At 31.8% G+C, this 20,886-nt stretch carries 19 protein-coding genes and 1 other RNA gene; 9 read left to right on the top strand and 11 right to left on the bottom strand.

What is annotated here, in order from left to right; genetic code table 11:
- The first annotated feature begins 59 nt into the window (after window positions 1-59).
- Window positions 60-725 carry a spermidine synthase gene (locus tag AAGV33_RS03940; protein WP_373390648.1) on the top strand — a complete coding sequence of 222 codons (666 nt, stop codon included), beginning with the start codon at window positions 60-62 and terminating at the stop codon, window positions 723-725.
- Window positions 726-838: 113 nt separating this feature from the next.
- Here the strand turns inward: AAGV33_RS03940 and kdsB are convergent, their stop codons facing one another.
- The 6 genes from kdsB to AAGV33_RS03910 all read right to left on the bottom strand — a co-directional run bounded on the left by kdsB (window position 839) and on the right by AAGV33_RS03910 (window position 5,179).
- Window positions 839-1,564: a 3-deoxy-manno-octulosonate cytidylyltransferase gene (gene kdsB, locus AAGV33_RS03935; protein ID WP_373390647.1), complete on the bottom strand. Its 726-nt coding sequence runs from the start codon at window positions 1,562-1,564 to the stop codon at window positions 839-841.
- A 120-nt stretch (window positions 1,565-1,684) separates the two neighbouring features.
- Complete coding sequence (locus tag AAGV33_RS03930; RefSeq protein WP_373390646.1) at window positions 1,685-2,632, bottom strand: DUF4062 domain-containing protein; 948 nt, start codon at window positions 2,630-2,632, stop codon at window positions 1,685-1,687.
- Window positions 2,633-2,765: 133 nt separating this feature from the next.
- The gene (locus AAGV33_RS03925; protein WP_373390645.1) at window positions 2,766-3,041 is read right to left on the bottom strand and encodes a Txe/YoeB family addiction module toxin; all 276 of its coding nucleotides are present in this window, start codon (window positions 3,039-3,041) and stop codon (window positions 2,766-2,768) included.
- Window positions 3,032-3,238 (bottom strand): DUF2683 family protein, encoded by a 207-nt coding sequence (locus AAGV33_RS03920; RefSeq protein WP_373390644.1) that lies wholly within the window; start codon window positions 3,236-3,238, stop codon window positions 3,032-3,034. Before AAGV33_RS03920 ends, AAGV33_RS03925 begins: the two co-directional genes overlap by 10 nt.
- Window positions 3,239-3,315: 77 nt before the next feature.
- On the bottom strand, window positions 3,316-4,146 hold the full coding sequence (gene ygiD / locus AAGV33_RS03915) for a 4,5-DOPA-extradiol-dioxygenase (RefSeq protein WP_373390643.1): 831 nt from the start codon (window positions 4,144-4,146) through the stop codon (window positions 3,316-3,318).
- Between the two features lie 154 nt (window positions 4,147-4,300).
- A complete protein-coding gene (locus AAGV33_RS03910; RefSeq protein ID WP_373390642.1) occupies window positions 4,301-5,179 on the bottom strand; it encodes an SDR family oxidoreductase in 879 nt (292 codons plus the stop codon).
- Between the two features lie 118 nt (window positions 5,180-5,297).
- Between AAGV33_RS03910 and AAGV33_RS03905 the strand changes: the two genes are divergently transcribed.
- Window positions 5,298-5,666 carry a winged helix-turn-helix transcriptional regulator gene (locus tag AAGV33_RS03905; protein WP_373390641.1) on the top strand — a complete coding sequence of 123 codons (369 nt, stop codon included), beginning with the start codon at window positions 5,298-5,300 and terminating at the stop codon, window positions 5,664-5,666.
- 268 nt (window positions 5,667-5,934) lie between these two features.
- Here the strand turns inward: AAGV33_RS03905 and AAGV33_RS03900 are convergent, their stop codons facing one another.
- Window positions 5,935-7,356: an ATP-dependent DNA helicase gene (locus AAGV33_RS03900; protein ID WP_373390640.1), complete on the bottom strand. Its 1,422-nt coding sequence runs from the start codon at window positions 7,354-7,356 to the stop codon at window positions 5,935-5,937.
- 374 nt (window positions 7,357-7,730) lie between these two features.
- On the opposite strand from AAGV33_RS03900, the gene AAGV33_RS03895 reads away from it, so the two are divergent.
- Together AAGV33_RS03895 and AAGV33_RS03890 are read left to right on the top strand one after the other, a co-directional pair.
- Window positions 7,731-8,537 (top strand): DUF3822 family protein, encoded by an 807-nt coding sequence (locus AAGV33_RS03895; protein ID WP_373390639.1) that lies wholly within the window; start codon window positions 7,731-7,733, stop codon window positions 8,535-8,537.
- On the top strand, window positions 8,534-9,124 hold the full coding sequence (locus tag AAGV33_RS03890) for an RsmD family RNA methyltransferase (RefSeq protein ID WP_373390638.1): 591 nt from the start codon (window positions 8,534-8,536) through the stop codon (window positions 9,122-9,124). The genes AAGV33_RS03895 and AAGV33_RS03890 overlap by 4 nt, the downstream gene beginning before the upstream one ends.
- A gap of 76 nt (window positions 9,125-9,200) precedes the next feature.
- Here AAGV33_RS03890 and rnpB read toward each other — a convergent pair.
- Window positions 9,201-9,560: RNase P RNA component class A (gene rnpB / locus AAGV33_RS03885), an RNA gene on the bottom strand.
- A 132-nt stretch (window positions 9,561-9,692) separates the two neighbouring features.
- Here rnpB and AAGV33_RS03880 point away from each other — a divergent pair.
- The 3 genes from AAGV33_RS03880 to AAGV33_RS03870 all read left to right on the top strand — a co-directional run bounded on the left by AAGV33_RS03880 (window position 9,693) and on the right by AAGV33_RS03870 (window position 11,802).
- The gene (locus AAGV33_RS03880; RefSeq protein WP_373390637.1) at window positions 9,693-10,001 is read left to right on the top strand and encodes a hypothetical protein; all 309 of its coding nucleotides are present in this window, start codon (window positions 9,693-9,695) and stop codon (window positions 9,999-10,001) included.
- Between the two features lie 98 nt (window positions 10,002-10,099).
- Window positions 10,100-11,185 carry a DNA polymerase III subunit gamma/tau gene (gene dnaX / locus AAGV33_RS03875; protein WP_373390636.1) on the top strand — a complete coding sequence of 362 codons (1,086 nt, stop codon included), beginning with the start codon at window positions 10,100-10,102 and terminating at the stop codon, window positions 11,183-11,185.
- A 272-nt stretch (window positions 11,186-11,457) separates the two neighbouring features.
- The gene (locus AAGV33_RS03870; RefSeq protein WP_373390635.1) at window positions 11,458-11,802 is read left to right on the top strand and encodes a DNA polymerase III; all 345 of its coding nucleotides are present in this window, start codon (window positions 11,458-11,460) and stop codon (window positions 11,800-11,802) included.
- A 22-nt stretch (window positions 11,803-11,824) separates the two neighbouring features.
- Here the strand turns inward: AAGV33_RS03870 and AAGV33_RS03865 are convergent, their stop codons facing one another.
- The 3 genes from AAGV33_RS03865 to AAGV33_RS03855 are packed head-to-tail and all read right to left on the bottom strand — an operon-like array spanning window position 11,825 to window position 15,307.
- Entirely contained in the window at window positions 11,825-12,715 is an 891-nt protein-coding gene (locus AAGV33_RS03865) for a Ppx/GppA phosphatase family protein (protein ID WP_373390634.1), read from the bottom strand.
- Window positions 12,716-12,745: 30 nt separating this feature from the next.
- Window positions 12,746-14,818, bottom strand: coding sequence for a polyphosphate kinase 1 (gene ppk1, locus AAGV33_RS03860; protein WP_373390633.1), 2,073 nt, complete (start codon window positions 14,816-14,818; stop codon window positions 12,746-12,748).
- Between the two features lie 3 nt (window positions 14,819-14,821).
- The gene (locus tag AAGV33_RS03855) at window positions 14,822-15,307 is read right to left on the bottom strand and encodes a SixA phosphatase family protein (protein WP_373390632.1); all 486 of its coding nucleotides are present in this window, start codon (window positions 15,305-15,307) and stop codon (window positions 14,822-14,824) included.
- Between the two features lie 584 nt (window positions 15,308-15,891).
- Here AAGV33_RS03855 and AAGV33_RS03850 point away from each other — a divergent pair.
- Window positions 15,892-19,908 carry a DUF7507 domain-containing protein gene (locus AAGV33_RS03850; RefSeq protein ID WP_373390631.1) on the top strand — a complete coding sequence of 1,339 codons (4,017 nt, stop codon included), beginning with the start codon at window positions 15,892-15,894 and terminating at the stop codon, window positions 19,906-19,908.
- A gap of 60 nt (window positions 19,909-19,968) precedes the next feature.
- Window positions 19,969-20,880, top strand: coding sequence for a PorP/SprF family type IX secretion system membrane protein (locus AAGV33_RS03845; RefSeq protein WP_373390630.1), 912 nt, complete (start codon window positions 19,969-19,971; stop codon window positions 20,878-20,880).
- The last annotated feature ends 6 nt before the right edge of the window (window positions 20,881-20,886 follow it).

The raw sequence follows: 20,886 nt of genomic DNA, 5'->3' as shown, positions 1-20,886 counted from the left end.
TTAAATTGTAAAATTTTAAAATATAAAATATAAAAGTTATTTTTGAGAAAATCCCATGTATGTTAAAACGATTACTGAGCTATTTCTATCCAATAAAAATTTACAGTCAACAATCAGCTTTAAGCAAATCTTTAGAAATTACCTGGGCAAATGGCAATTTAGTGATGGACTCACTAAACACCAATTATTCTTATGGAAGTTTGCAACGCATTTTGAAATTAGGCTTAAAAAATATTGGCTTTGCCAAAATAAAAAAAATGGAACATATTTTAGTCCTTGGCGTTGCTGGAGGAAGTGTCATCAAAACTTTAGTTGACGACATTCAGTTCAAAGGAAAAATGACAGGAGTTGAAATTGATTCGGAAATTATTAAAATGGCCAATCAGTTTTTTAATCTAAATAAAATTCCGCAACTTCAAATTATAATTGATGATGCTTTTGAATTTGTTTTGAAAACTACTGAAAAATATGACTTGATTGTAGTTGATATTTTTCAGGATACTAAAATGCCAAATTTTCTTTTCGAATCTTTTTTTATTGACCGAATTTGCTTTCTGTTAAAAAGTAAAGGTTTTATACTTTTTAATACAATGCTATTAAACCAAGCCGAAAATCTTCGCAATCATAAATTAATAAGCGAATTCAAAAAAGAAGATTTTGCTATAAAATCAATTCCAAGAGTCGAAAATCACAATGAATTAATTGTTATTGAAAAATTAGTTTGAAATTGAATTAAGCAAAATCAAGAAAAAACGCAGCTGTATAAAATAAAGCCACGAATTCATAAATTTTATTTTCAATTCGTGAATTGGTGGCAAAATATAACGTTTGTTTAAAACTAAACTATTTTTCGGGCTTTTTCTAAATCCTCTTTGGTATCAATACCAATTCCGGCATGAGTTGTTTCAACCATTTTGATTTGTTTACCAAATTCCAAATAACGCAGTTGTTCTAATTTTTCAGAAGCTTCCAAAGATTTCATTGGCAAATGATAAAAATCCAATAAGGCTTGTTTTCTAAAAGCATAGACTCCGATGTGTTTCATATAGCGAACACCTACATTTTGCTCTCTTGGATACGGAATTACCGAACGCGAAAAATACAATGCAAAATTATTTTGGTTCAACACCACTTTCACATTATTAGGATTATTGATTTCCTCCTCGTCTTTGATTTCATACATCAATGAAGCCAAATCTACTTTTTTATCCACGTCATTTTTAAAAACTTCAATTACCTCTTTTAAAGGTTCGGCATTAATAAAAGGTTCGTCTCCCTGAACATTGATTACAATATCCACATCCAGATTTTCAACCGCTTCAGCAATTCGGTCACTCCCCGATTCGTGTTCTTTGATACTCATAATGGCTTTTCCGCCATGAACTACAATTTCGTCAAAAATTAAATTAGAATCTGTAACCACAAAAACATCATCAAACAAATGGGTGTTTACTGCGGCTTCATAGGTTCTTAAAATGACTGTTTTCCCTCCAAGATCCTGCATTAACTTAGCGTGAAATCGTGTAGAGGCGTAACGGGCGGGAATGACTGCTATTATTTTCATGTTATGACTGTTTGCCACAAAGGCACTAAGGCGCAAAGATATATTTTAAATTTTATTAGTTCTAAATTCTAAATCGAATTGCAAGCAAATTTATTAATTCTTAATTTTATTTTATTAAACTTAAAAAGGCAAATCATCATCTTCATCCTCCTCCTCAATAAACTTAACAAAACTTTTTTTCCAATCTGTTTTCTTATAAAATTTTAATTTCATATCATCATCAAAAATCTCTCTTGAAATTGAAAGCTTTTGTTTCTTATTCCTTCTAATATGTTCAAAATTCCAATATTTCGCATCAGAATTAATTCCATTAAAAGATCTAGCTTTTAAAAGATTTTCAACATCTAATAATTCCTGTATGTAAAATAAATAATCGATTCGTAAATATTCTTTAATTTCCTCAACTAAAGGATGATTTATCATTAAAATTCTATTAACTTCTTCGGTGTTTTCTTTGTTTTCTTGACTTAAAAAATTTACTAACTGATTTAATGTTTTAGAAGTTGAGTCTAGCTTATTTATTAAACTTATTTCTTTTATTCTAGACTGATTTTGTAAAAATCTTTGAAACAGACCTGCAAATTGTTCTTTCAAATAAAATATTATATCCGAATTTGTTTCAAAACCTTTAATATTATTGTTATTAGGTAATGACTTAATTTCTTCTATAAATTGATAAATCCTAACATCATCCACATGCTTGTATTTTATAGGTTGCTCTTTATTAAGTAAAAAAGTTTCAAATTCAGCAAGTACATTTTTTTCAATAAAAATATAAACTTGTTTATTTTCTTGAAGAGCAATTTTTAATTCTAAATTTGAAATTGACAAATCTTTACTTTTTGATTCTGTTCCAAATCGCCCTCCAATTATAGAGATTAGAATATCAATATTTTGAATTTCTTTATAACAATATTCCTCTAATGCATCATCTTTACCATAAGGAATATCTCCTTCTTCATTTCTTATAGGCTGATAACCTAAGCTTTCTAAAAATTGATCAATTTCCGTTCTAATATATTTTAAATCATAAAAAGTAGAACTAATGAAAATTCTTGGTTTTGCCATGTTTAATTATAATTTTAGTTTTCTACAAAATTTGTATCTGAAATCAAATATAAGATTTTTCATAAAACATCTTAAACAAAATCGGCTCAAGATAACAAAAAAACAAACCCCACTTAATTAGAGTGAGGTTTGTTTAAATATCTAAATCAGTATAATGTCCTTTTAAACTATGTACTAATAAAATATCTTCTTCTGGAATTTCATAAACTAAACGATGTTCTTCATTTATTTTTCTTGACCAAGTTCCTAGCAAATTATATTTCAATGCTTCAGGTTTACCAATTCCCTTAAATGGAGTTTTAATTATGTCTTCAATTAGAAGTTGAATCTTTTTTTGAACGGATTTGTTTCCTGATCTTTTCCAAAATTCTAAATGCTCAACTGCCTTTTTAGTGAATTTTACTTCCATAAATCTTCAGTAGAGATAGTAGTACATTCGCCTCGCTTGTATTCTTCTCTACCTTCTTGAACTGATTTTACAAAATCAGTATTATAAGGACTTTCATTTTCTTGTACAGTAATATTTTTAACTCCTTTTAGATGTTCCAAAAGTGTTTTTACAAATGAAAGGTGTTTTTCATCGACTTCAATAGTTATTGTACTCATAATAACGCGTTTTAATCTTACAAAGATAAATAAAAAATCAAACCGTTTTAAAAACCAAAAATTCTTAAAATATAATTCTACACAATCTTCACCGAAGTCATACTCAAAGAACCTCCTAATAATTTATCATTAAACAAACTCAATTCTTCTTGCTTTTCTTTTAATCCCAAAGTATAAATCAACGGTAAATAATGTTCTGGTGTAGGAATAGCAAGTTGTAAAGCTTGTCCATGTTTTTCATAATCAATCAAGGCTTGGAAATTACCGCCTAATAAATAGGAGTTCACTTTTTCTCTGGCTTCAATTGCCCAATCAAAACCATAGTTATCTATGTCCATATTGTAGAAATCAACTAGTCGTAAATTGTGTACAATATTTCCGCTACCTATAATAAGGATTCCTTTATGTCGCAAAGCACTTAATTTTTGTGCCAACTCAAAATGGTATTGAGGCGATTTTGAATAATCAATGCTCAACTGAATTACGGGAACATTAGCTTCGGGATACAAATGTTTAATGACACTCCAGGCTCCGTGATCCAATCCCCATTCGTGATCGAGTTCAACTTCTGTTGGTAATAACAATTGTGAAGTTTCCAAAGCCAACTCAGGATTGCCTTTGGCAGGATATTGCACTGCAAACAATTCTTTAGGAAAACCACTAAAGTCATGAATCGTTCGAGGCATTTCCATTGCGGTAACTTTAGTTCCTTTTGTAAACCAATGTGCCGAAATACACAAAATAGCATTCGGCTGCGGCAACGTTTTAGCCATATTTCTAAAACCAGCCACAAATTGATTTTCTTCAATGGCATTCATCGGATTTCCATGTCCCAGAAACAAAACGGGCATTTTTTCGGTATTCGAAAAAGTGCTTGAAATTTTATGTAGGTCGTTGAGTGTGTTCATAAACAAATATATTTAAATCTTTTTTACCATTAAGAAATTTAGCTCCTAAAGTTTCTAGCAGACTTTTTATTGTTTCTAAAATAGCATAACCACAAATTAACACACATATAATAGGTGTAATTTGTGGTTAATAAAACTGTAATTGTGTGATTTTTTATTTAGAATAAACCTCTTTCAAAAAATTAGCTAAAGTTGTCGGTTTTCTATCTAATAATTTTTCTAAATCACTGGATTCGGTATAAAACTCTCCTTGTTTAATCGCTTCAGCAAAACCAACAAACATTCCGATATATTCTCCAGGAACACCTGCTTTTGTCAAAACATCTGAATATACTTCTGCACTTGGACTTGTATAACTAACTGTTGAATTGGTTATTTCACTCAAAGTATCCGCAACATTTTGCATCGAATAATTTTCAACATTATTCGTAGCGTATTCTTTGTTTTCATGCCCTGCTGAACTTAAAACATTCGCCGCTGCTTCAGCTAAATCATTTCTAGAAACATAAGCAGCCTGACCTTCACCAGCAGGGAAAAAGATTCCTTGTTCTAGTACTTTTTCTCCAAGGAACATTGGCAGTACATCCAGATACAAATTATTTCTAAAAATAGTATAATTGATTCCACTTGTTTTGATAGCATTATCAGTATCAATATGCGATTGAGCTAAAAAAGCAATCGGAGAAGTTTTAGTCTCATTTTTACGCTCAAAACTGGTATATAAAATGTGTTTAACTCCAGCTTCTTTTGCTGCTTTAACTGCATTCAATTGTTGCTTGCTACGGTTTACTAAATCGGTTCCGGAAACCAATAACAATTTATCGATTCCTTGAAATGCTGACAACAAAGAATCATAATTATCATAATCTCCTATTTTCAAATTGATTCCTTTTGCCGCCAAGTCTGATGCTTTTGCTTCATCTCTAACCAAAGCCGAAATAGTATTCGCAGCAATTCCTTTATTCAATAAAAAATCGATTGTTGATCTCCCGAAATTTCCTGTAGCACCTGTAATTAAAATTTTTGTATTCATTTTTTAAGATTTATCATTAATATTTAGTCAAAGATAATTACATTTGCTATATAAAATATAGTAACACACTAAAATATACTGATATACTTTAGTATACTAACAGTAAAATCAATAGATTATGGAAATGGAAAATGTAATTAGTTTTAGAGAAGCGAAAGCCTGCCCGATACAATTTGTATTAGCAGTTAATGATACTTTAAATGTAATTAGCGGAAAATGGAAATTACCTATTATAGGTTCGTTATTATTTGAAAAAAGACGTTTTACAGATATTCAACGGAATATTTCAAAAATCACTCCACGAATGTTATCCAAAGAATTGAAAGATTTAGAAATGAACGGAATAGTCAAACGTACCGTTTATGATACAACTCCAATTACTGTTGAATATGAATTGACCGAATCAGGAAAATTATTGAGTGATGTTCTTGATAAAATGTTGGAATGGGGTATTCAACATCGTGAAGCTACCATTGGTAAAAATTAATCAACAATTGTTGTTTTGCTTTTTTTTACCATGAAGAAATTAAGGTTATTAAGGTTTTAATGTTACTTCTTAAAATAGAAACAAAATAATGCCCTCTTTAAAAACCATATAAGTCATATACGTTTTTGACTTTATCTTATACCAAGTTTGTAATTTATATGTTTTTATAAATAAGACCATATAAGGTAAAACAATATTTTTTATATGACAATAAATTATTCTTACTACTTAATAAATCTTAATTCCTTAATGTTTCAAATTAATAAAATTAATCCACAAAACTTTCGTCTTTAAATCCTATTAGATACAATTTGTTTTTAGCACGAGTCATGGCGGTATACAACCATCGAATGTAATCTCGGTCAATTCCATTAGGCAAATACGGTTGTTCTATAAAAACCGTATTCCATTGCCCTCCTTGCGATTTGTGACAAGTAATGGCATAAGAAAATTTCACCTGAAGTCCGTTGAAATATTCGTTGGCTTTTACTTTTTGGAATTGCTTGAATTTGGTTTCGCCTTCGTAATCTTTTAGAACTTCCTGATACAATCGGTTTGATTCTTCGTAAGTCAAGGATGGTGATTCACTTTTTATGGTGTCCAATAATAAAACGGTTTCAAACGGAATCTGATTGGGATAATCAACCATTCGGATTTTTACTTTGGCAAACTTAAATCCGTACAATTCTTTAATATTAAAAATCTCCAAAATTTCGATAATATCACCATTGGCAATAAAACCTGCTTCGTCAGATTCTTTCAACCAAAAATAGTTGTTCTTGACCACCATCAAAAAATCCCCCGTGGATAATTCACTTTCTTTATCCAAAATTTTAGTTCTAATTTGCTCATTATATTGATTCGCTCTTTTATTCGAACGGACAATAAAGGCAGTATCTTCGATACTATAATTACTGTAAGCCGAATTGATCGCATCCTGAATATCGTAACCATCTATTAATCGAACGATATCTTTGAACTTTCGAACATTAAACTGAAAATCGGTAATGAAGGAATCTTTTAATAATTCCCGAAGTTCCGTAGCATTATGCAAAATCCCGGAACTCTCTTCCTGACGCATGACTTCGTCGAGTTCAATATAATCAACTTCCTTATTATAGTTCATACTTAATGTACGAATGTCTAATGCGGGACTGATATCTAAATTTACAGGAGGTAACTGAGCCGTATCTCCTAAAAGAATCATCTTGCAATTGGTTCCTGAATAAACATACGAAATCAAATCGTCAAGCAAAGAACCATTGGCATACATCTTAGAATCGGAATCGACATCTGAAATCATCGAAGCTTCATCGACTATAAAAATGGTATTTTTATGTTTGTTTTGTTGCAACGTAAAAGACACACCACCACCCGAATTTTTCTTAGGAAAATAAATTTTCTTATGAATTGTAAAAGCAGCTTTGTTCGAATAATTAGCAATCACTTTAGCTGCACGACCTGTTGGTGCCAATAAAACATACTTTTTATTAATCTCTAAAAGGTTATTTACAATAGTTGAAATCACCGTAGTTTTTCCCGTTCCAGCATATCCTTTAAGAACAAAAATGCTATCATTAGTAGTTTCTGTCAAAAAGATGGCAATCTTCTGAAAAAAAATATCCTGATTATAAGTAGGAGAAAAAGGAAATTTATTTTTTAAAAGACTGTAAAACTGGGAGGAAATCATTGTTATTATTTTGTTGCAAATTACGTTTAATAAATGACAATTTCAAAAAGCAATGACAATGGTAATGGCAAAAATCAATCTTAATTTCAATACTGATTCAAGAGGTTTAACTAGATTATTTTTCCTAATTGTCATTGCTTTTACTATTACTCTTTTTCCTCACAGTTTGTCATTCCGTAGGAATCTCAAAGAACAATTGACATAAAATGTATAGATTCCTACGTAATGACAAAAAATTTAGCGAGTCTTCGCGCTTCCTTCGCGACTCTTTGCGGTAAAACTTTTGGCAACTACATTACTATTGAAATTGATTTTTGCCATTGCCATTGCTATTTAAATTTGTAAGTTTGCCATTCAGAAAAAACATATCATTAATGGACATTACCGAAAAGAAATATAAAAAACTCTCCATTCAGGTTTCCTTGACTGGGCTTTCTTTTTGCTGTTTTGACACGCTGAACAATACCGTTTCATCATTCAAGGAAATCCATTTTGATCCTTTCGAGAAAAATTTAAAAATAGAAGATTTGTTTGCGAATGCTTTTGCAGAACATTCGGAACTGAATGAACAATACGATGACGTTCTTGTAATTCACAACAACAATCTATCGACTTTTGTTCCTACGCCACTTTTTGACGAAAATTATCTGGGAAGTTATTTGCAATACAATACCAAAGTTTTTGAAACTGATTTTTTTGCTTTTGACGAAATCAGCAATTACGAAATCAATGCCGTTTATATTCCGTATGTGAATATGAATAATTTCTTTATAGACAAATTTGGTTCTTTCGAGTACAAACATGCCAACAGTATTTTGGTCACTAAATTATTGGATGCATCCAAAAATGTAGACACTAAAAAAATGATGGTTCATTTTAGTTCCACTCATTTTGAAATTGTGGTGATTCAAAACCAAAAGTTGTTATTGTTTAATTCTTTTGAATACCAAACTCCCGAAGATTTTATTTATTACATTTTGTTCACTGCCGAACAACTGAATATGAATCCCGAAAATTTCCCTTTGGAATTAATTGGGAACATTACTGCCGAAAGTCTGTTTTTTAAAATGGCTTACAAATACATTCGTAATGTTTCACTTCTTGATGTGGAAGATTTACGATGGAATAATTATTTTTCTGAGGCCGAAAACAGAAATCATTTTATACTTTTCAACTCATGAGAATCATTTCAGGAAAATACAAAGGAAGACGCATTAGCCCACCAAAAGGTTTACCCGTTCGCCCTACAACCGATATGTCCAAAGAAGCTTTGTTTAATGTTTTAAACAATCATTTTAGTTTTGATAGTTTAAAAGTTTTGGACTTATTTGCCGGAACTGGGAATATTAGTTACGAATTTGCTTCTCGCGGAAGTTCGCCTATCACTTCTGTTGATGGCGATTTTGGTTGTGTAAAATTCATCAAACAAACGGCTTCCGAATACGATTTTCCAATTGCTGCAACTAAAAGTGATGTTTTTAAGTTTCTTGAAAAATGCAATGCTTCGTTTGACATAGTTTTTGCCGATCCTCCTTACGGATTAGACCAAGCCACTTTTGAAAAAGTAGTTTTACTTGTTTTCGAAAGAAACATTTTGAACGAAGAAGGAATGATGGTTATCGAACATTCAAAATATACTAAGTTGAGTCACTTAGCTAATTTCTCTTTTCAGAAAAGTTACGGCGGTTCTATTTTTAGTTTTTTCGAATTTGAATCAGAACAAGAAGTAGAAGGCGATTCTTTAGAAAATGATGGTGATGAAGAATAAACGATTATAATTGAAACATCTCAATAAAAACCATTAAGGAAATTAATTCTTTAATGGTTTTCTTTTTTGAAAGAAAGAAAAAAACAGACCTATAAGCCGGATTCTGTATCCCGATAAATCGGAACCCTTATCATTTATCTAGCCTTGTTGTTACCAACAAGATCGAGCTACCTACCCTTCAACAACGGACGAGAAATCCTTAAATGCTGATATACTTGGTATTTCACCGCATAGAGTTTACCTGGTTTCACTACAGCATTACCTGTACATACTTTCTGTTGCACTTGTCCTACCTCGTCCCGAAAGACGAAATGACGGGTGTTACCCGCTATGCTTCTCTGTGGTGTCCGGACTTTCCTCTTTATTCCGAACTTGTTTCGGAATCTTTTCAGATGCTGAAACGAGTTCAGCATAAAGCGATAAGGCGGTCTGTGCGGCAAAAGTACAATAATTAAACTATGGTAACAAGTCTAATAAAACTACTTTGACAAGCATTTTACAACACATTAGAAATAAATTGGTTATATTTAAAGTCTTGTCTTTTCTAACTTTTAAAACATTCAATATTATGGACACAATATATCATTATGCTTCCGTTTCAAAAGCTTTAGACGAACTAAACGAAAATGGTTTTAATTACGACTTCAATCAACATGAAGATGTGATTTTAAAAAATCCAAATAATTATGAAATAAAGCACATCTATCGTTATGAAGGAGAATCCAATCCTGATGATGAAGCCATTGTGTATGGAATCCAATCGAAATCAGGAAAAAAAGGAGTTTATGTTGCTGGTTTTGCTGCTAATTCTATTAATGAAACTGGCCAAATTTTGTTAGATATTAGTATTAAATGCAGAAATAAAACAAAGGAATAGTTTTTAAATAGAAAAATTAATCTATTCTCTTTATTTGGAATTTGGAATTTGCTTTTTGGTTTTTCAAATCCTATATTTGCTTTCGAATAAAAATTTCTATGGAACAATTTATAGTATCAGCTCGCAAGTACCGTCCGCAAACATTTAATGATGTTGTGGGACAAAAGGCGATTACCAATACTTTATTAAATGCTATAGAAAACAATCATCTTGCTTCTGCCCTTTTATTTACTGGTCCCAGAGGTGTTGGAAAAACTACTTGTGCCAGAATTCTGGCTCGAAAAATCAACCAGCCTGGTTATGATGATCCTAATGAAGACTTTGCTTTTAATGTTTTCGAATTGGATGCCGCTTCAAACAATTCTGTAGATGATATTCGTAATTTGATTGATCAGGTTCGTATTCCGCCACAAACCGGAAAATACAAAGTCTATATTATTGATGAGGTGCACATGTTGTCATCGGCGGCTTTTAATGCTTTTTTGAAAACATTAGAAGAACCACCAAAACATGCCATTTTTATTTTGGCTACAACCGAAAAACATAAAATCATTCCAACGATTTTATCACGTTGTCAAATATTTGATTTTAAAAGAATTACCGTAAAAGATGCTAAAGAACATCTAGCTGAAGTTGCCCAAAATCAAGGAATTGCTTTTGAAGATGATGCTTTGCACATTATTGCTCAAAAAGCAGATGGTGCCATGCGTGATGCTTTGTCTATTTTTGACCGAGTAGTTTCTTATTGCGGAAGTAATTTAACCCGTCAGGCAGTTACCGAAAACCTGAATGTTTTAGATTATGAAACCTATATTACAATAACTGATTTAATTTTAGAAAACAAAATCCCTGATTTATTGATGGCTTTCAATGATATTCTTGCAAAAGGATTTGATTCCCATCATTTTGTATCAGGTTTAGCTTCGCATTTTAGAGATTTATTGGTTAGTAAAACACCTTCTACTTTAAGTTTATTAGAAGCAGGTGAACAAGCTCAAAAAATGTACGGAGTTCAGGCTCAAAAATGTACTCAGGAATTCCTTTTAACTGGAATTGCTATTGCAAATGAATGCGATTTGAAATATAAATTAAGTCAAAATCAGCGTTTATTAGTTGAACTTTGTTTGATGCAATTAGCCTCTATCACTTTTGATGGAGAAAAAAAAAAGCTGAGTCCTTTATAATTCCACCAACGTATTTTAGAAAAAACGACTATTCTATAGTTGAGCAATCTAAAACTCCCCCAACTTCAGTCCCAACAGCTGCAATTCCTCAAAAAGAAGCAGTAGCTCCGACTCCAGCTCCTGAAATCCCTAAAAAACCGGAACCAACAGGACCACAATTTTCGGCATTATCCTTATCAAGTATTCGTGCTAAAAAAGCATTAGAAGAAAGTAAAAAAATTGTTGTAAAAGAAACTGTTCATTTACCAACCGAAGAATTTACCGAAACAGAAATGTTGTTGCAATGGACTAATTATGCCAAAAGATTAGGTGATAAAGGTTTCCGAATTATGGAATCCTTGCTTCTTATTAATGATCCTGTTTTGAATGGGACAACTATTAGTATCGAATTGCCAAATGAAGGTTCAAAATTAGATTTCGAAAAAGAAATGAATGGACTTTTAGGGCATTTGAGAGGTCATTTGCACAACCACAACATCAATATTGAAGTGATTGTAAACGAAAATGTATCCATCAAAAAAGCATTAAATGATCAGGATCGATACAACCGCTTACATGAAATAAATCCAAATATTGATCTTTTAAGAACAATATTTGGATTAGATATTAATAGTTAAGTAAAATTGACTTTTATTTTATCTAGATCTTTCCAAAATACATGGCTTTTACAATACCATCAGAAAGTCCAATTTTAGGAACATAGATATTTCTTGCTCCACTCCATTTCATCGCATTCAAATAAATACGAACAGCTGGAATAATTACGTCGGCACGATCAGGATTCAATCCTAATTCTGAAATTCTTTGATTGTAAGTCAGCGAATTTAAAAAAGCATATTGAGAATTGATATATAAATAAGATAGTGGTTTGTCTTGCATTTTGCCTGACATTTTGAATAATTTATTGATATTCCCACCAGAACCTATTAAGGTTACTTCATCAAATTCGGCAGTATTTATTTTAATCCATTTTTCGATTTCCTGCCATACAATATCATTCACCATATTATTAAGTAAACGAACCGTACCTACTTTGAATGATCTTGAAACTACTATTTTAGCATCTGAAAACAAAGTAAATTCAGTACTACCACCACCAACATCTACAAATAAGTAAGTTTTATCTGTTTTTAATAAATGGTGTAAATCAGTTGAAGCAATAATGGCGGCTTCTTTTTTACCATCTATAATTTCAATTTTTATGTCGGCTTTTTTCTTGATCAGAGCTACAACTTCTTTTCCATTATAGGCTTCACGCATTGCCGATGTAGCAAAAGCTTTATACGATTCTACTTTATGCACTTTCATTAAAAGATTAAATGCTTTCATAGCATCGCACATTCTATCTGTATTTTCTGCTGAAATTTCTCCAACTGTAAAAGCATCTTGTCCTAAACGAATAGGAACACGCACTAAAGCACTTTTATTAAATTGAGTTTCCTTACCATCTTGCTCTACAATATTGACAACTAATAAACGCATGGCATTAGATCCAATATCGATGGCGGCATATTTTTTAATTTTAATCATTCTTTTTCCTTATTATTTTTATCAATCGTACTAAAAGATAATTTCTTTTAACATGCCTACTTTTCTTTGGTAATATTTGTACGTTTCTAATTGTGCTCTAAATACATTTTGTCCATCATTAGGTCGGTATTGATTATCTAAATTACAAGAATGAAAACGGGCTTTTACATTTCCTTTCCATCCAATATCAAAATTTTCTATCAATTCGTTTTTAATATCCTGATCATAAATAGGACAAGTTACTTCGACTCTGCCATCTAAATTTCGAGTCATAAAATCGGCTGAAGAAATATAAACTTCAGTTTGACCTCCATTTCCAAAAATATAAATTCGAGAATGTTCTAAGTAATTATCCACAATACTTATAGCTTCAATATTCTCGCTCATTCCTTTGATTCCAGGAATTAAGGAACAAATTCCTCTCACTTCCAATTGGATTTTTACTCCTGCCTTGCTCGCTTCATAGAGTTTATCAATCATGGCAAAATCAGACAAACTATTCATTTTCAATTTCATATACGCTTTTCTACCAGCTAAAGCATGAGAAATTTCGCGATCAATAAATTTGTAAAACTTAGAACGTGTATAATGTGGCGAAACAATTAAATGTTTGTATCGGTGTACTCTATAATTGATATTAAAAAATTCAAATACTTTTGAAATGTCTTTTAAAATTTGTTGGTGACTGGTAAAAAGAGTTACATCTGTATAAATTTTTGCAGTTGCTTCGTTGAAATTACCTGTAGAAATAAAACCATAGCGTTTATTTTTTCCTTCTTCGATTCTTTCAATAACACAAATTTTGCTGTGTACTTTTAAACCTTTGATACCAAAAATAAGATCAATTCCTTCAGTTTGCATTTGTTCGGCATACGAAATATTCGAAGCTTCATCAAAACGAGCTTGCAATTCTATTTGTACCGTTACTTTTTTTCCGTTTTTTGCTGCATTAATTAGCGAACTAATAATTTGCGAATTTTTAGCTAATCGATACAAAGTAATTTTTATCGAAGTTACTTTAGGATCTAAAGCTGCTTCTCTTAAAAACTTGGTTAGATAAGAAAACGACTGATACGGAGCATGCAATAGATAATCTTTTTTACTGATTTTTTCTAAAATACTACCTTCGAGATTCAGTCCAGGAATGGGTAATGGTAAGTTTTTCTTGTAAAGCAAATCGTATCTTCCTAAATTTGGAAAATCCATATAATCTCTTCTGTTATGATATCTTCCTCCAGGAATGATACTATCCGTAGAAACAATTTTCATTTTATCTAAGAAAAACCGTAAGGTATCTTCTCCAATTAATTGGTCATAAATAAAACGAACAGGCTCTCCAATTCGTCTTTCTTTTACACTAGTAGAGATTTTTTCGAGCATACTTTTACTCAAATCACTATCAATATCCAACTGAGCATCTCTACTAATTTTTATCATGTGAGCTGAGATGCTTTCGTAATCAAAAATATTAAATATTCGCGATAAGTTATGTCGAATAACATCATCAATAAGTATCACATATTTTTTGTTGTCATTAGAAGGCAAGACTACAAAACGATTCGTTGTTTTTGGAATTTCTATGATTGCATAATGTACTGCAGCATCTTTTTTCATCACTAATTTAATGGCCAAATACCCTACATTGTCTTTCAACAAAGGAAATTCGGCTAAATCATTCAATATAATAGTGACTAATTCAGGACTTAACGTTTGATTAAAGAAATCTTTCAAGAAAATTTCTTGTTCATCAGAAATTTCATTTTCATCAATGATGAAAATATTTTCGGTTTCTAATTTGGTTTCAATTTCCCTAAGTATCGCTAAACTTTCGGTTTGATGTTCGATTACAATTTCAGTAATATCTTTTACTAATTGTTGTGCTGATATTCCTCCTAATATTTTTTCTCCCGTTTTTCCTGACAAACTCAATCGACGAATTGCCGCAAAACGAACCCTGAAAAATTCGTCTAAATTATTCGAAAAAATTCCTAAAAATCGCAATCTATCTAACAATGGCACCGAATCGTCTGCTGCTTCCTGAAGTACTCTGGCATTAAATGCTAACCAACTTTTTTCTCTATCAATATACTTTTGATCAAACATTTTTTATTTAAAATCTTTTGGTATTATTACTTTTTTAGTTTTTCCTTTTTTTATTTCCTGCCAATGGTTACTGTCAAATTGAAGAGAAACGAAGCCACTGGTTGGAACATTTTCAATAAATATATCTCCAAATTTATTAACAAAATTTGTAATTGCAGCATTATGCCCAAAAAGAATTACACTATCAAATGCATTATCACAAGATTTAATAATTTCTTCTAATTGTTTTTCATCAAATGTGTATAAATCCTTTTTGAAAAGAATATTTTCTATAGGATACAAAATATTTTGCGCAAATATTATTGCTGTATCTGAAGCTCTTTTAGCAATACTACTCCAGATAATAAAGGTTTGTGGCAAGTAATCAAAAATATTTAAAGACACTAAATGCGCATCTTTCATACCTCTTTGCTCGAGCGGTCTGTCTATATCTTTTAAAGGAAAATCCCAACTGGATTTAGCATGTCTAATTAAAATTAAATTTTTCATATGGTTATATTTTCGACTGTCTGTTTTACAATTTCTTCAATTAGAAAGATACAATTAATCTTGGAATAAATTTCTAATGCACTTAAAAAAGACAAATATTAACTTCTTTGTAACTTTTTAAATAGATAGATACAAAGAGGTTTTTAAGAGACACCTAAAAGCTTTTGTATATTAATTTTAAGTGTATTTCAACTTAGTAATTTGCTTTTTATCGGTAAAACTGATGTTTTATACCGAATAAGATTAATATTTTCTACTAAAGGCTTTTATAATTGATTATTCCTTAAAACTATCAATAATATTAACATTTATTTTGGTTTACAGAGGGCAGAAAATAGAAATTAACTGATTTTTAAGGTTTGTTGTGCAACAAAAAATGCATTTTAACGAGTATTTAGGTCGGTTGAAGAGAAAAAAAAAAGGAATAGATTATATATAGATAATTTAGCTCATTATAATTTACTGAACTGAATTTAATTAAAAAATAGACCTAAATGAAAAACTTTACTATTCCCTTTTTATTTAAAAATTCTTTGTTAAAATACCTTTTGGGGCTATTTTTTTTATTGAATTTTTCAATAAATATGAATGCACAATCTGGAGGATGTGATATTACTGGATCATCTTCTGGTAATTATACCTTTCAATCCAATAAAAAAGTTTGTTTTTACAGTAATGCTACATTAGGAGATGTTACTTTTCAAAATGGAACTACTATATATATAGCTCCAAATGTGACGGTTAACATCCAGAATAATGTTACTTCTTCTGGAACTATTTATATTGAAATTGAAGGTACATTACAGTTTAATCAATCTGTAACTATCAATGCAAATGTTGATATAACTATTGGAACAAAAGGTATTTTGAGAGCTGGTGAAACTGGTACTACAAATTTCACATTAAATGGTAATGGAGTTAACAACATTACTAATAATGGCCAATTTAACGTTGGAGTTTTAGGTTTACAAAATTCTAGTGGAACCTTTACTTTTGATAGTTCAGCAAACGCTATTATTAATATTAAGTCAAATATTAATATTGGTGGAAAAAGTTTTTTCAGAAACCAAGGAAAACTATTAATTGGAAATAGTTATAATTGTAATAACAAGAGTGTTTTTGTAAACTGTGGTGAGATGATTTCATCTGCTGGTTTTAATCTTGGAGGAGGAAAAGTTATCAATACAGGTAAATTTACTGTTAGTAGTAGCAGAATAGATTTTGGGTCTTCAACAGCTCGATTTGAAAATTACGGTTCCGTGAATGTTCAGGGATCAATGAATTTAGGAGGTACAGGTTGTGTCTACTATAATGAAGGTACCACTGTTGTTTCTGATAACTTTCAAAATGATGGTAACATTGAAGGTCCTGCTGTTGGATCAGGTAAACTAGGTTATATTACTTGGAGTGGCAGAGCTGCTATGAATAGTGGAAAAATTGGTCCAAATTTAAATTTAATAAATAGTGGTGGTACTTCTAGTAAATCAGGAATGTTTAATAATCCTAACGGAATAAACGTTCTTCAGGGAGTTGTTTATAATTGTACTAATTGCTTAGCTCCACAAGTAAACTCAGGAGCTATCTGTAGAGAACCTGATGGAACGACACCCTGCAATATTGCAACCCCAACCATTTCAACGACAGCAGCTAGTTGTACTCAACCAAGTAGTTTACTTATTTCTAATTATGATTCTTCAGTAAGCTATACTATTACTCCAAGTGGGCCAACTGTTGTAAGTGGTGGTGGTATTACAGGAATGACTGTAGGACAATCTTATACTTTAAAAGCAACCAAAAACAGCTGTATTTCCAATAATGTCCCAATTAGTATTACCAAACTAAGTGGTACTGATACTGATGGTGATGGTATTTTAGATCAATGTGAATTTGATGAAACCTGTAATGTTTATACCACTGTTCTTGCAGAACCTACAGATAAATTAGTAAGTGATTTAAATAGAAATGGAAAAGGGTTATTCCCGGTTGAACCATTTGGTCCTGCAACACTACCTAATGGTGGAGTTAATGTTGAAGTAATCAAAGGTTTCAAAAGCACACTAACTTATCCTTCTCCTCAATGGAGGTTATACCAACCGAATGCAATTACTGGGACAATTGTTATAAAAGGTGTACCTACTGAGTTTAAAACAAAATATTTAGATTTAGTTTATGCCAGCGAAAATAATTTAGAAAGAACTGTTAAACTTGATTATGGGGTTACTGCAAATAGTTTAAATACTACTACTCATAAATATAGATATATTGTTGGTATTGCTGGTTTATCAGACCCTAATGTTGCTGGTACAGTAACTTCCACAGTTCCATTAGAAGTAATTGGTAATTTTGATGCGTTTAAAAATGGTAAATACTCTTATTTTAATGATAAAACACCACCTGTTGCGGGGGAGACAGGATATGTATTTCAATCTAATCCAAAAACTGCTACAAATGTAGCGCCTCCTAATGGTTATACCTTTTTCTATTTACCAGAAAACATTTCTTCTTTTGAATTAGAAACTAAAGGTAATGATCAATATGGTTTTATTTTTGGTACATTAACTACTACTGTTACTCCTCCTCCTGCTGCTCCAACTTCTGGTGGTGATCAAACTGTTTGTTGGAATGGAAATGCAAATCATACTCTAACAGCTACTGCATCAGCTCCTCAAGGACAAATTGTTACTTGGTATACTTCAGCCACTGGGACAACTACTACTACAACTCCAACTCAAGTAGGGGTAGGAACTAAAACCTATTATGCTCAATCCTCTAATCCTAATGGTACTTGTGCTAGCGAAACTAGAACGGCTGTAAATTTAACTATAAACTCATGCTCAATCAGTTTAACAAAAGATGGAACTTATGTAGATACTAATAACGATGGTATTACTAATGTAGGTGATCAAATCAGTTATACATTTGTAGTTAAAAATACAGGAAATGTATCTTTAACTAATATACAAGTTACTGATAATAATGCAACTGTAATGGGAGGACCTATTACAACTCTTGCATCAGGTGCTTCTGATAATAATACCTTCACGGCTATTTATACAATTACACAAGAAGATATTGATGCTGGTCAAGTAGATAATTTAGCTACAGCTAAAGGTACTACACCAACTGGTCAAGATGTAACAGCTACTTCGACTGACCCAACTCCTTGTCAAAATTGTACACCTATTAATCCTGTATGTACAACATGTACTATTACTGAATTAACACAAACACCAAGCATCGCTTTAGTGAAAACGGCAAGCGTAGGTGGAACAGGAATCGTAGGTGATGTGATTACCTATACTTTTGCTGTAACGAACACGGGTAACACTACTCTTTCTAATGTAGTGGTAACCGATCCAATGGTAGGTTTAGCTATCACAGGAAACCCAATTGCTACTTTGGCGGTAGGTGCTTCTAGCTCTGTGATTACTGGAACCTATACCATTACTCAGGCAGATGTGGATGCAGGTAAAGTGGTGAATACAGCTTTAGCAACGGCACAGGATCCAAAAGGAAATGATGTAACCGATATTTCTGGAACAACAGTAGACAACAATACCCCTACTGAAACTCCGGTAACACAAACACCAAGCATCGCTTTAGTGAAAACGGCAAGCGTAGGTGGAACAGGAATCGTAGGTGATGTGATTACTTATACTTTTGCTGTAACGAACACGGGTAACACTACTCTTTCTAATGTAGTGGTAACCGATCCAATGGTAGGTTTAGCTATCACAGGAAACCCAATTGCTACTTTGGCGGTAGGTGCTTCTAGCTCTGTGATTACTGGAACCTATACCATTACTCAGGCAGATGTGGATGCAGGTAAAGTGGTGAATACAGCTTTAGCAACGGCACAGGATCCAAAAGGAAATGATGTAACCGATATTTCTGGAACAACAGTAGACAACAATACCCCTACTGAAACGCCAGTAACACAAACACCAAGCATCGCTTTAGTGAAAACCGCTGATAAAACGAATTATGATACTTTAGGAGAGGTTATAACGTATACAATTGTAGTAACAAACACTGGAAATGTAAACCTACATCAAGTTGTTGTAAGTGATCCATTAACAGGATTGAATAGTGTTATTGAAAATTTAACAATTGGCGAATCTAGAGAGTTCACTGAAAATTACATTGTAACCCAAACTGATTTAGGAAATGAGACAATAACCAATACTGCTACAGCAGATGGATTATCGCCTACTAATGTTCCTGTAAACAGTTCAGATACAGTAGTTATTGACAGAGCATTTGTTTTAGGTTGTGGAACTATAGTTGTTCACAATGCTTTCACTCCAAATGGTGATAACATTAATGACAATTTTGTAATCGACAACATTGATGATACTCTTTGTTACCCTGAAAATACAGTAGAAATCTACAACAGATGGGGAATATTAGTTTATGAAACTAAAGGATATGACAATGTCAATAATTCATTCAAAGGTTATTCTGAAGGAAGAGTAACAGTAGACAAATCGGCTGGATTACCTACTGGAACTTACTTCTATATCTTGAACTATACAGCTGTTGGTTTACAAGGTGAAATGATACCTAAAAAAGAACAAGGATATTTATACCTTACTAGATAAAAAAACTCCAATCTAATGCCAGAGGTTCTAACAAACCTCTGGTTTAAAAAAAGAAGTCAAATGAAAACGAAAATACTACTAATCAGTTTGATGTTTACTGCAATGGGAAGTTATGCACAACAAGATGCACAATATACTCAATACATGTACAACACTATAAATGTGAATCCTGCGTATGCCGGATCAAGAGGAGCAATGAGTATATTTGCTTTACACCGTACCCAATGGGTTGGATTAGATGGAGCCCCTACAACCAATGCTATTTCGATAAATACTCCATTAAACAATAGCAGATTGGGTTTAGGAGTTTCTATTGTAAACGATGAAATTGGACCAACTAGTGACAACACTATTTCTACTGACCTGTCCTACACCATTCCTACTTCTGAAAATGTAAAACTTTCATTTGGTCTTAAAGCTTCTGTTAATTTATTTAATTTAGATATTAATAAATTAAATCCTGAAGTTGGTGGAGATCCAAGACTTCAAGGATTCAATAATGAAATTTCTCCTAATATTGGAGCGGGTATTTACCTTCACTCTGATAAGGCTTATGTAGGTTTTTCTGTTCCCAACTTTATCGAAACAAATCAGTATGCTGATAATGAAATAGCAGTGAACAAAGAAAAATTAAATTACTATTTCATTGCAGGTTACGTAATGGATTTGAGTTACAATCTTAAATTCAAACCTGCTTTATTAACTAAAATGGTACAGGGTGCACCTTTACAAGTAGATGTTTCTGGAAACTTTATGTTCAATGATAAATTTACTTTGGGACTCGCTTACCGCTGGAGCGCTTCAGTAAGTGCCATGGCTGGATTCCAGGTATCTGATGCAATGTACATTGGTTATGGATATGATTTAGAGACAACCAAATTAGATAATTATAATTCTGGTTCGCATGAAATTTTCTTGAGATATGAAATTTTCAAAAACAATAATAAAATTACAACCCCAAGATTCTTCTAAAAACAA

The organism is Flavobacterium magnesitis (genome assembly GCF_041729735.1).
Lineage (GTDB): Bacteria > Bacteroidota > Bacteroidia > Flavobacteriales > Flavobacteriaceae > Flavobacterium > Flavobacterium magnesitis.
Note: the sequence above shows the minus strand (reverse complement) of the source record. Positions and strands in the feature narration are given on the sequence as shown.

Bases quoted from the DNA above. Each gene is read 5' to 3' on its own strand.
- AAGV33_RS03940 (WP_373390648.1), top strand. From the start codon at position 60: ATGTTAAAACGATTACTGAGCTATTTCTATCCAATAAAAATTTACAGT.
- kdsB (WP_373390647.1), bottom strand. From the start codon at position 1,564: ATGAAAATAATAGCAGTCATTCCCGCCCGTTACGCCTCTACACGATTT.
- AAGV33_RS03930 (WP_373390646.1), bottom strand. From the start codon at position 2,632: ATGGCAAAACCAAGAATTTTCATTAGTTCTACTTTTTATGATTTAAAA.
- AAGV33_RS03925 (WP_373390645.1), bottom strand. From the start codon at position 3,041: ATGGAAGTAAAATTCACTAAAAAGGCAGTTGAGCATTTAGAATTTTGG.
- AAGV33_RS03920 (WP_373390644.1), bottom strand. From the start codon at position 3,238: ATGAGTACAATAACTATTGAAGTCGATGAAAAACACCTTTCATTTGTA.
- ygiD (WP_373390643.1), bottom strand. From the start codon at position 4,146: ATGAACACACTCAACGACCTACATAAAATTTCAAGCACTTTTTCGAAT.
- AAGV33_RS03910 (WP_373390642.1), bottom strand. From the start codon at position 5,179: ATGAATACAAAAATTTTAATTACAGGTGCTACAGGAAATTTCGGGAGA.
- AAGV33_RS03905 (WP_373390641.1), top strand. From the start codon at position 5,298: ATGGAAATGGAAAATGTAATTAGTTTTAGAGAAGCGAAAGCCTGCCCG.
- AAGV33_RS03900 (WP_373390640.1), bottom strand. From the start codon at position 7,356: ATGATTTCCTCCCAGTTTTACAGTCTTTTAAAAAATAAATTTCCTTTT.
- AAGV33_RS03895 (WP_373390639.1), top strand. From the start codon at position 7,731: ATGGACATTACCGAAAAGAAATATAAAAAACTCTCCATTCAGGTTTCC.
- AAGV33_RS03890 (WP_373390638.1), top strand. From the start codon at position 8,534: ATGAGAATCATTTCAGGAAAATACAAAGGAAGACGCATTAGCCCACCA.
- AAGV33_RS03880 (WP_373390637.1), top strand. From the start codon at position 9,693: ATGGACACAATATATCATTATGCTTCCGTTTCAAAAGCTTTAGACGAA.
- dnaX (WP_373390636.1), top strand. From the start codon at position 10,100: ATGGAACAATTTATAGTATCAGCTCGCAAGTACCGTCCGCAAACATTT.
- AAGV33_RS03870 (WP_373390635.1), top strand. From the start codon at position 11,458: ATGTTGTTGCAATGGACTAATTATGCCAAAAGATTAGGTGATAAAGGT.
- AAGV33_RS03865 (WP_373390634.1), bottom strand. From the start codon at position 12,715: ATGATTAAAATTAAAAAATATGCCGCCATCGATATTGGATCTAATGCC.
- ppk1 (WP_373390633.1), bottom strand. From the start codon at position 14,818: ATGTTTGATCAAAAGTATATTGATAGAGAAAAAAGTTGGTTAGCATTT.
- AAGV33_RS03855 (WP_373390632.1), bottom strand. From the start codon at position 15,307: ATGAAAAATTTAATTTTAATTAGACATGCTAAATCCAGTTGGGATTTT.
- AAGV33_RS03850 (WP_373390631.1), top strand. From the start codon at position 15,892: ATGAATGCACAATCTGGAGGATGTGATATTACTGGATCATCTTCTGGT.
- AAGV33_RS03845 (WP_373390630.1), top strand. From the start codon at position 19,969: ATGAAAACGAAAATACTACTAATCAGTTTGATGTTTACTGCAATGGGA.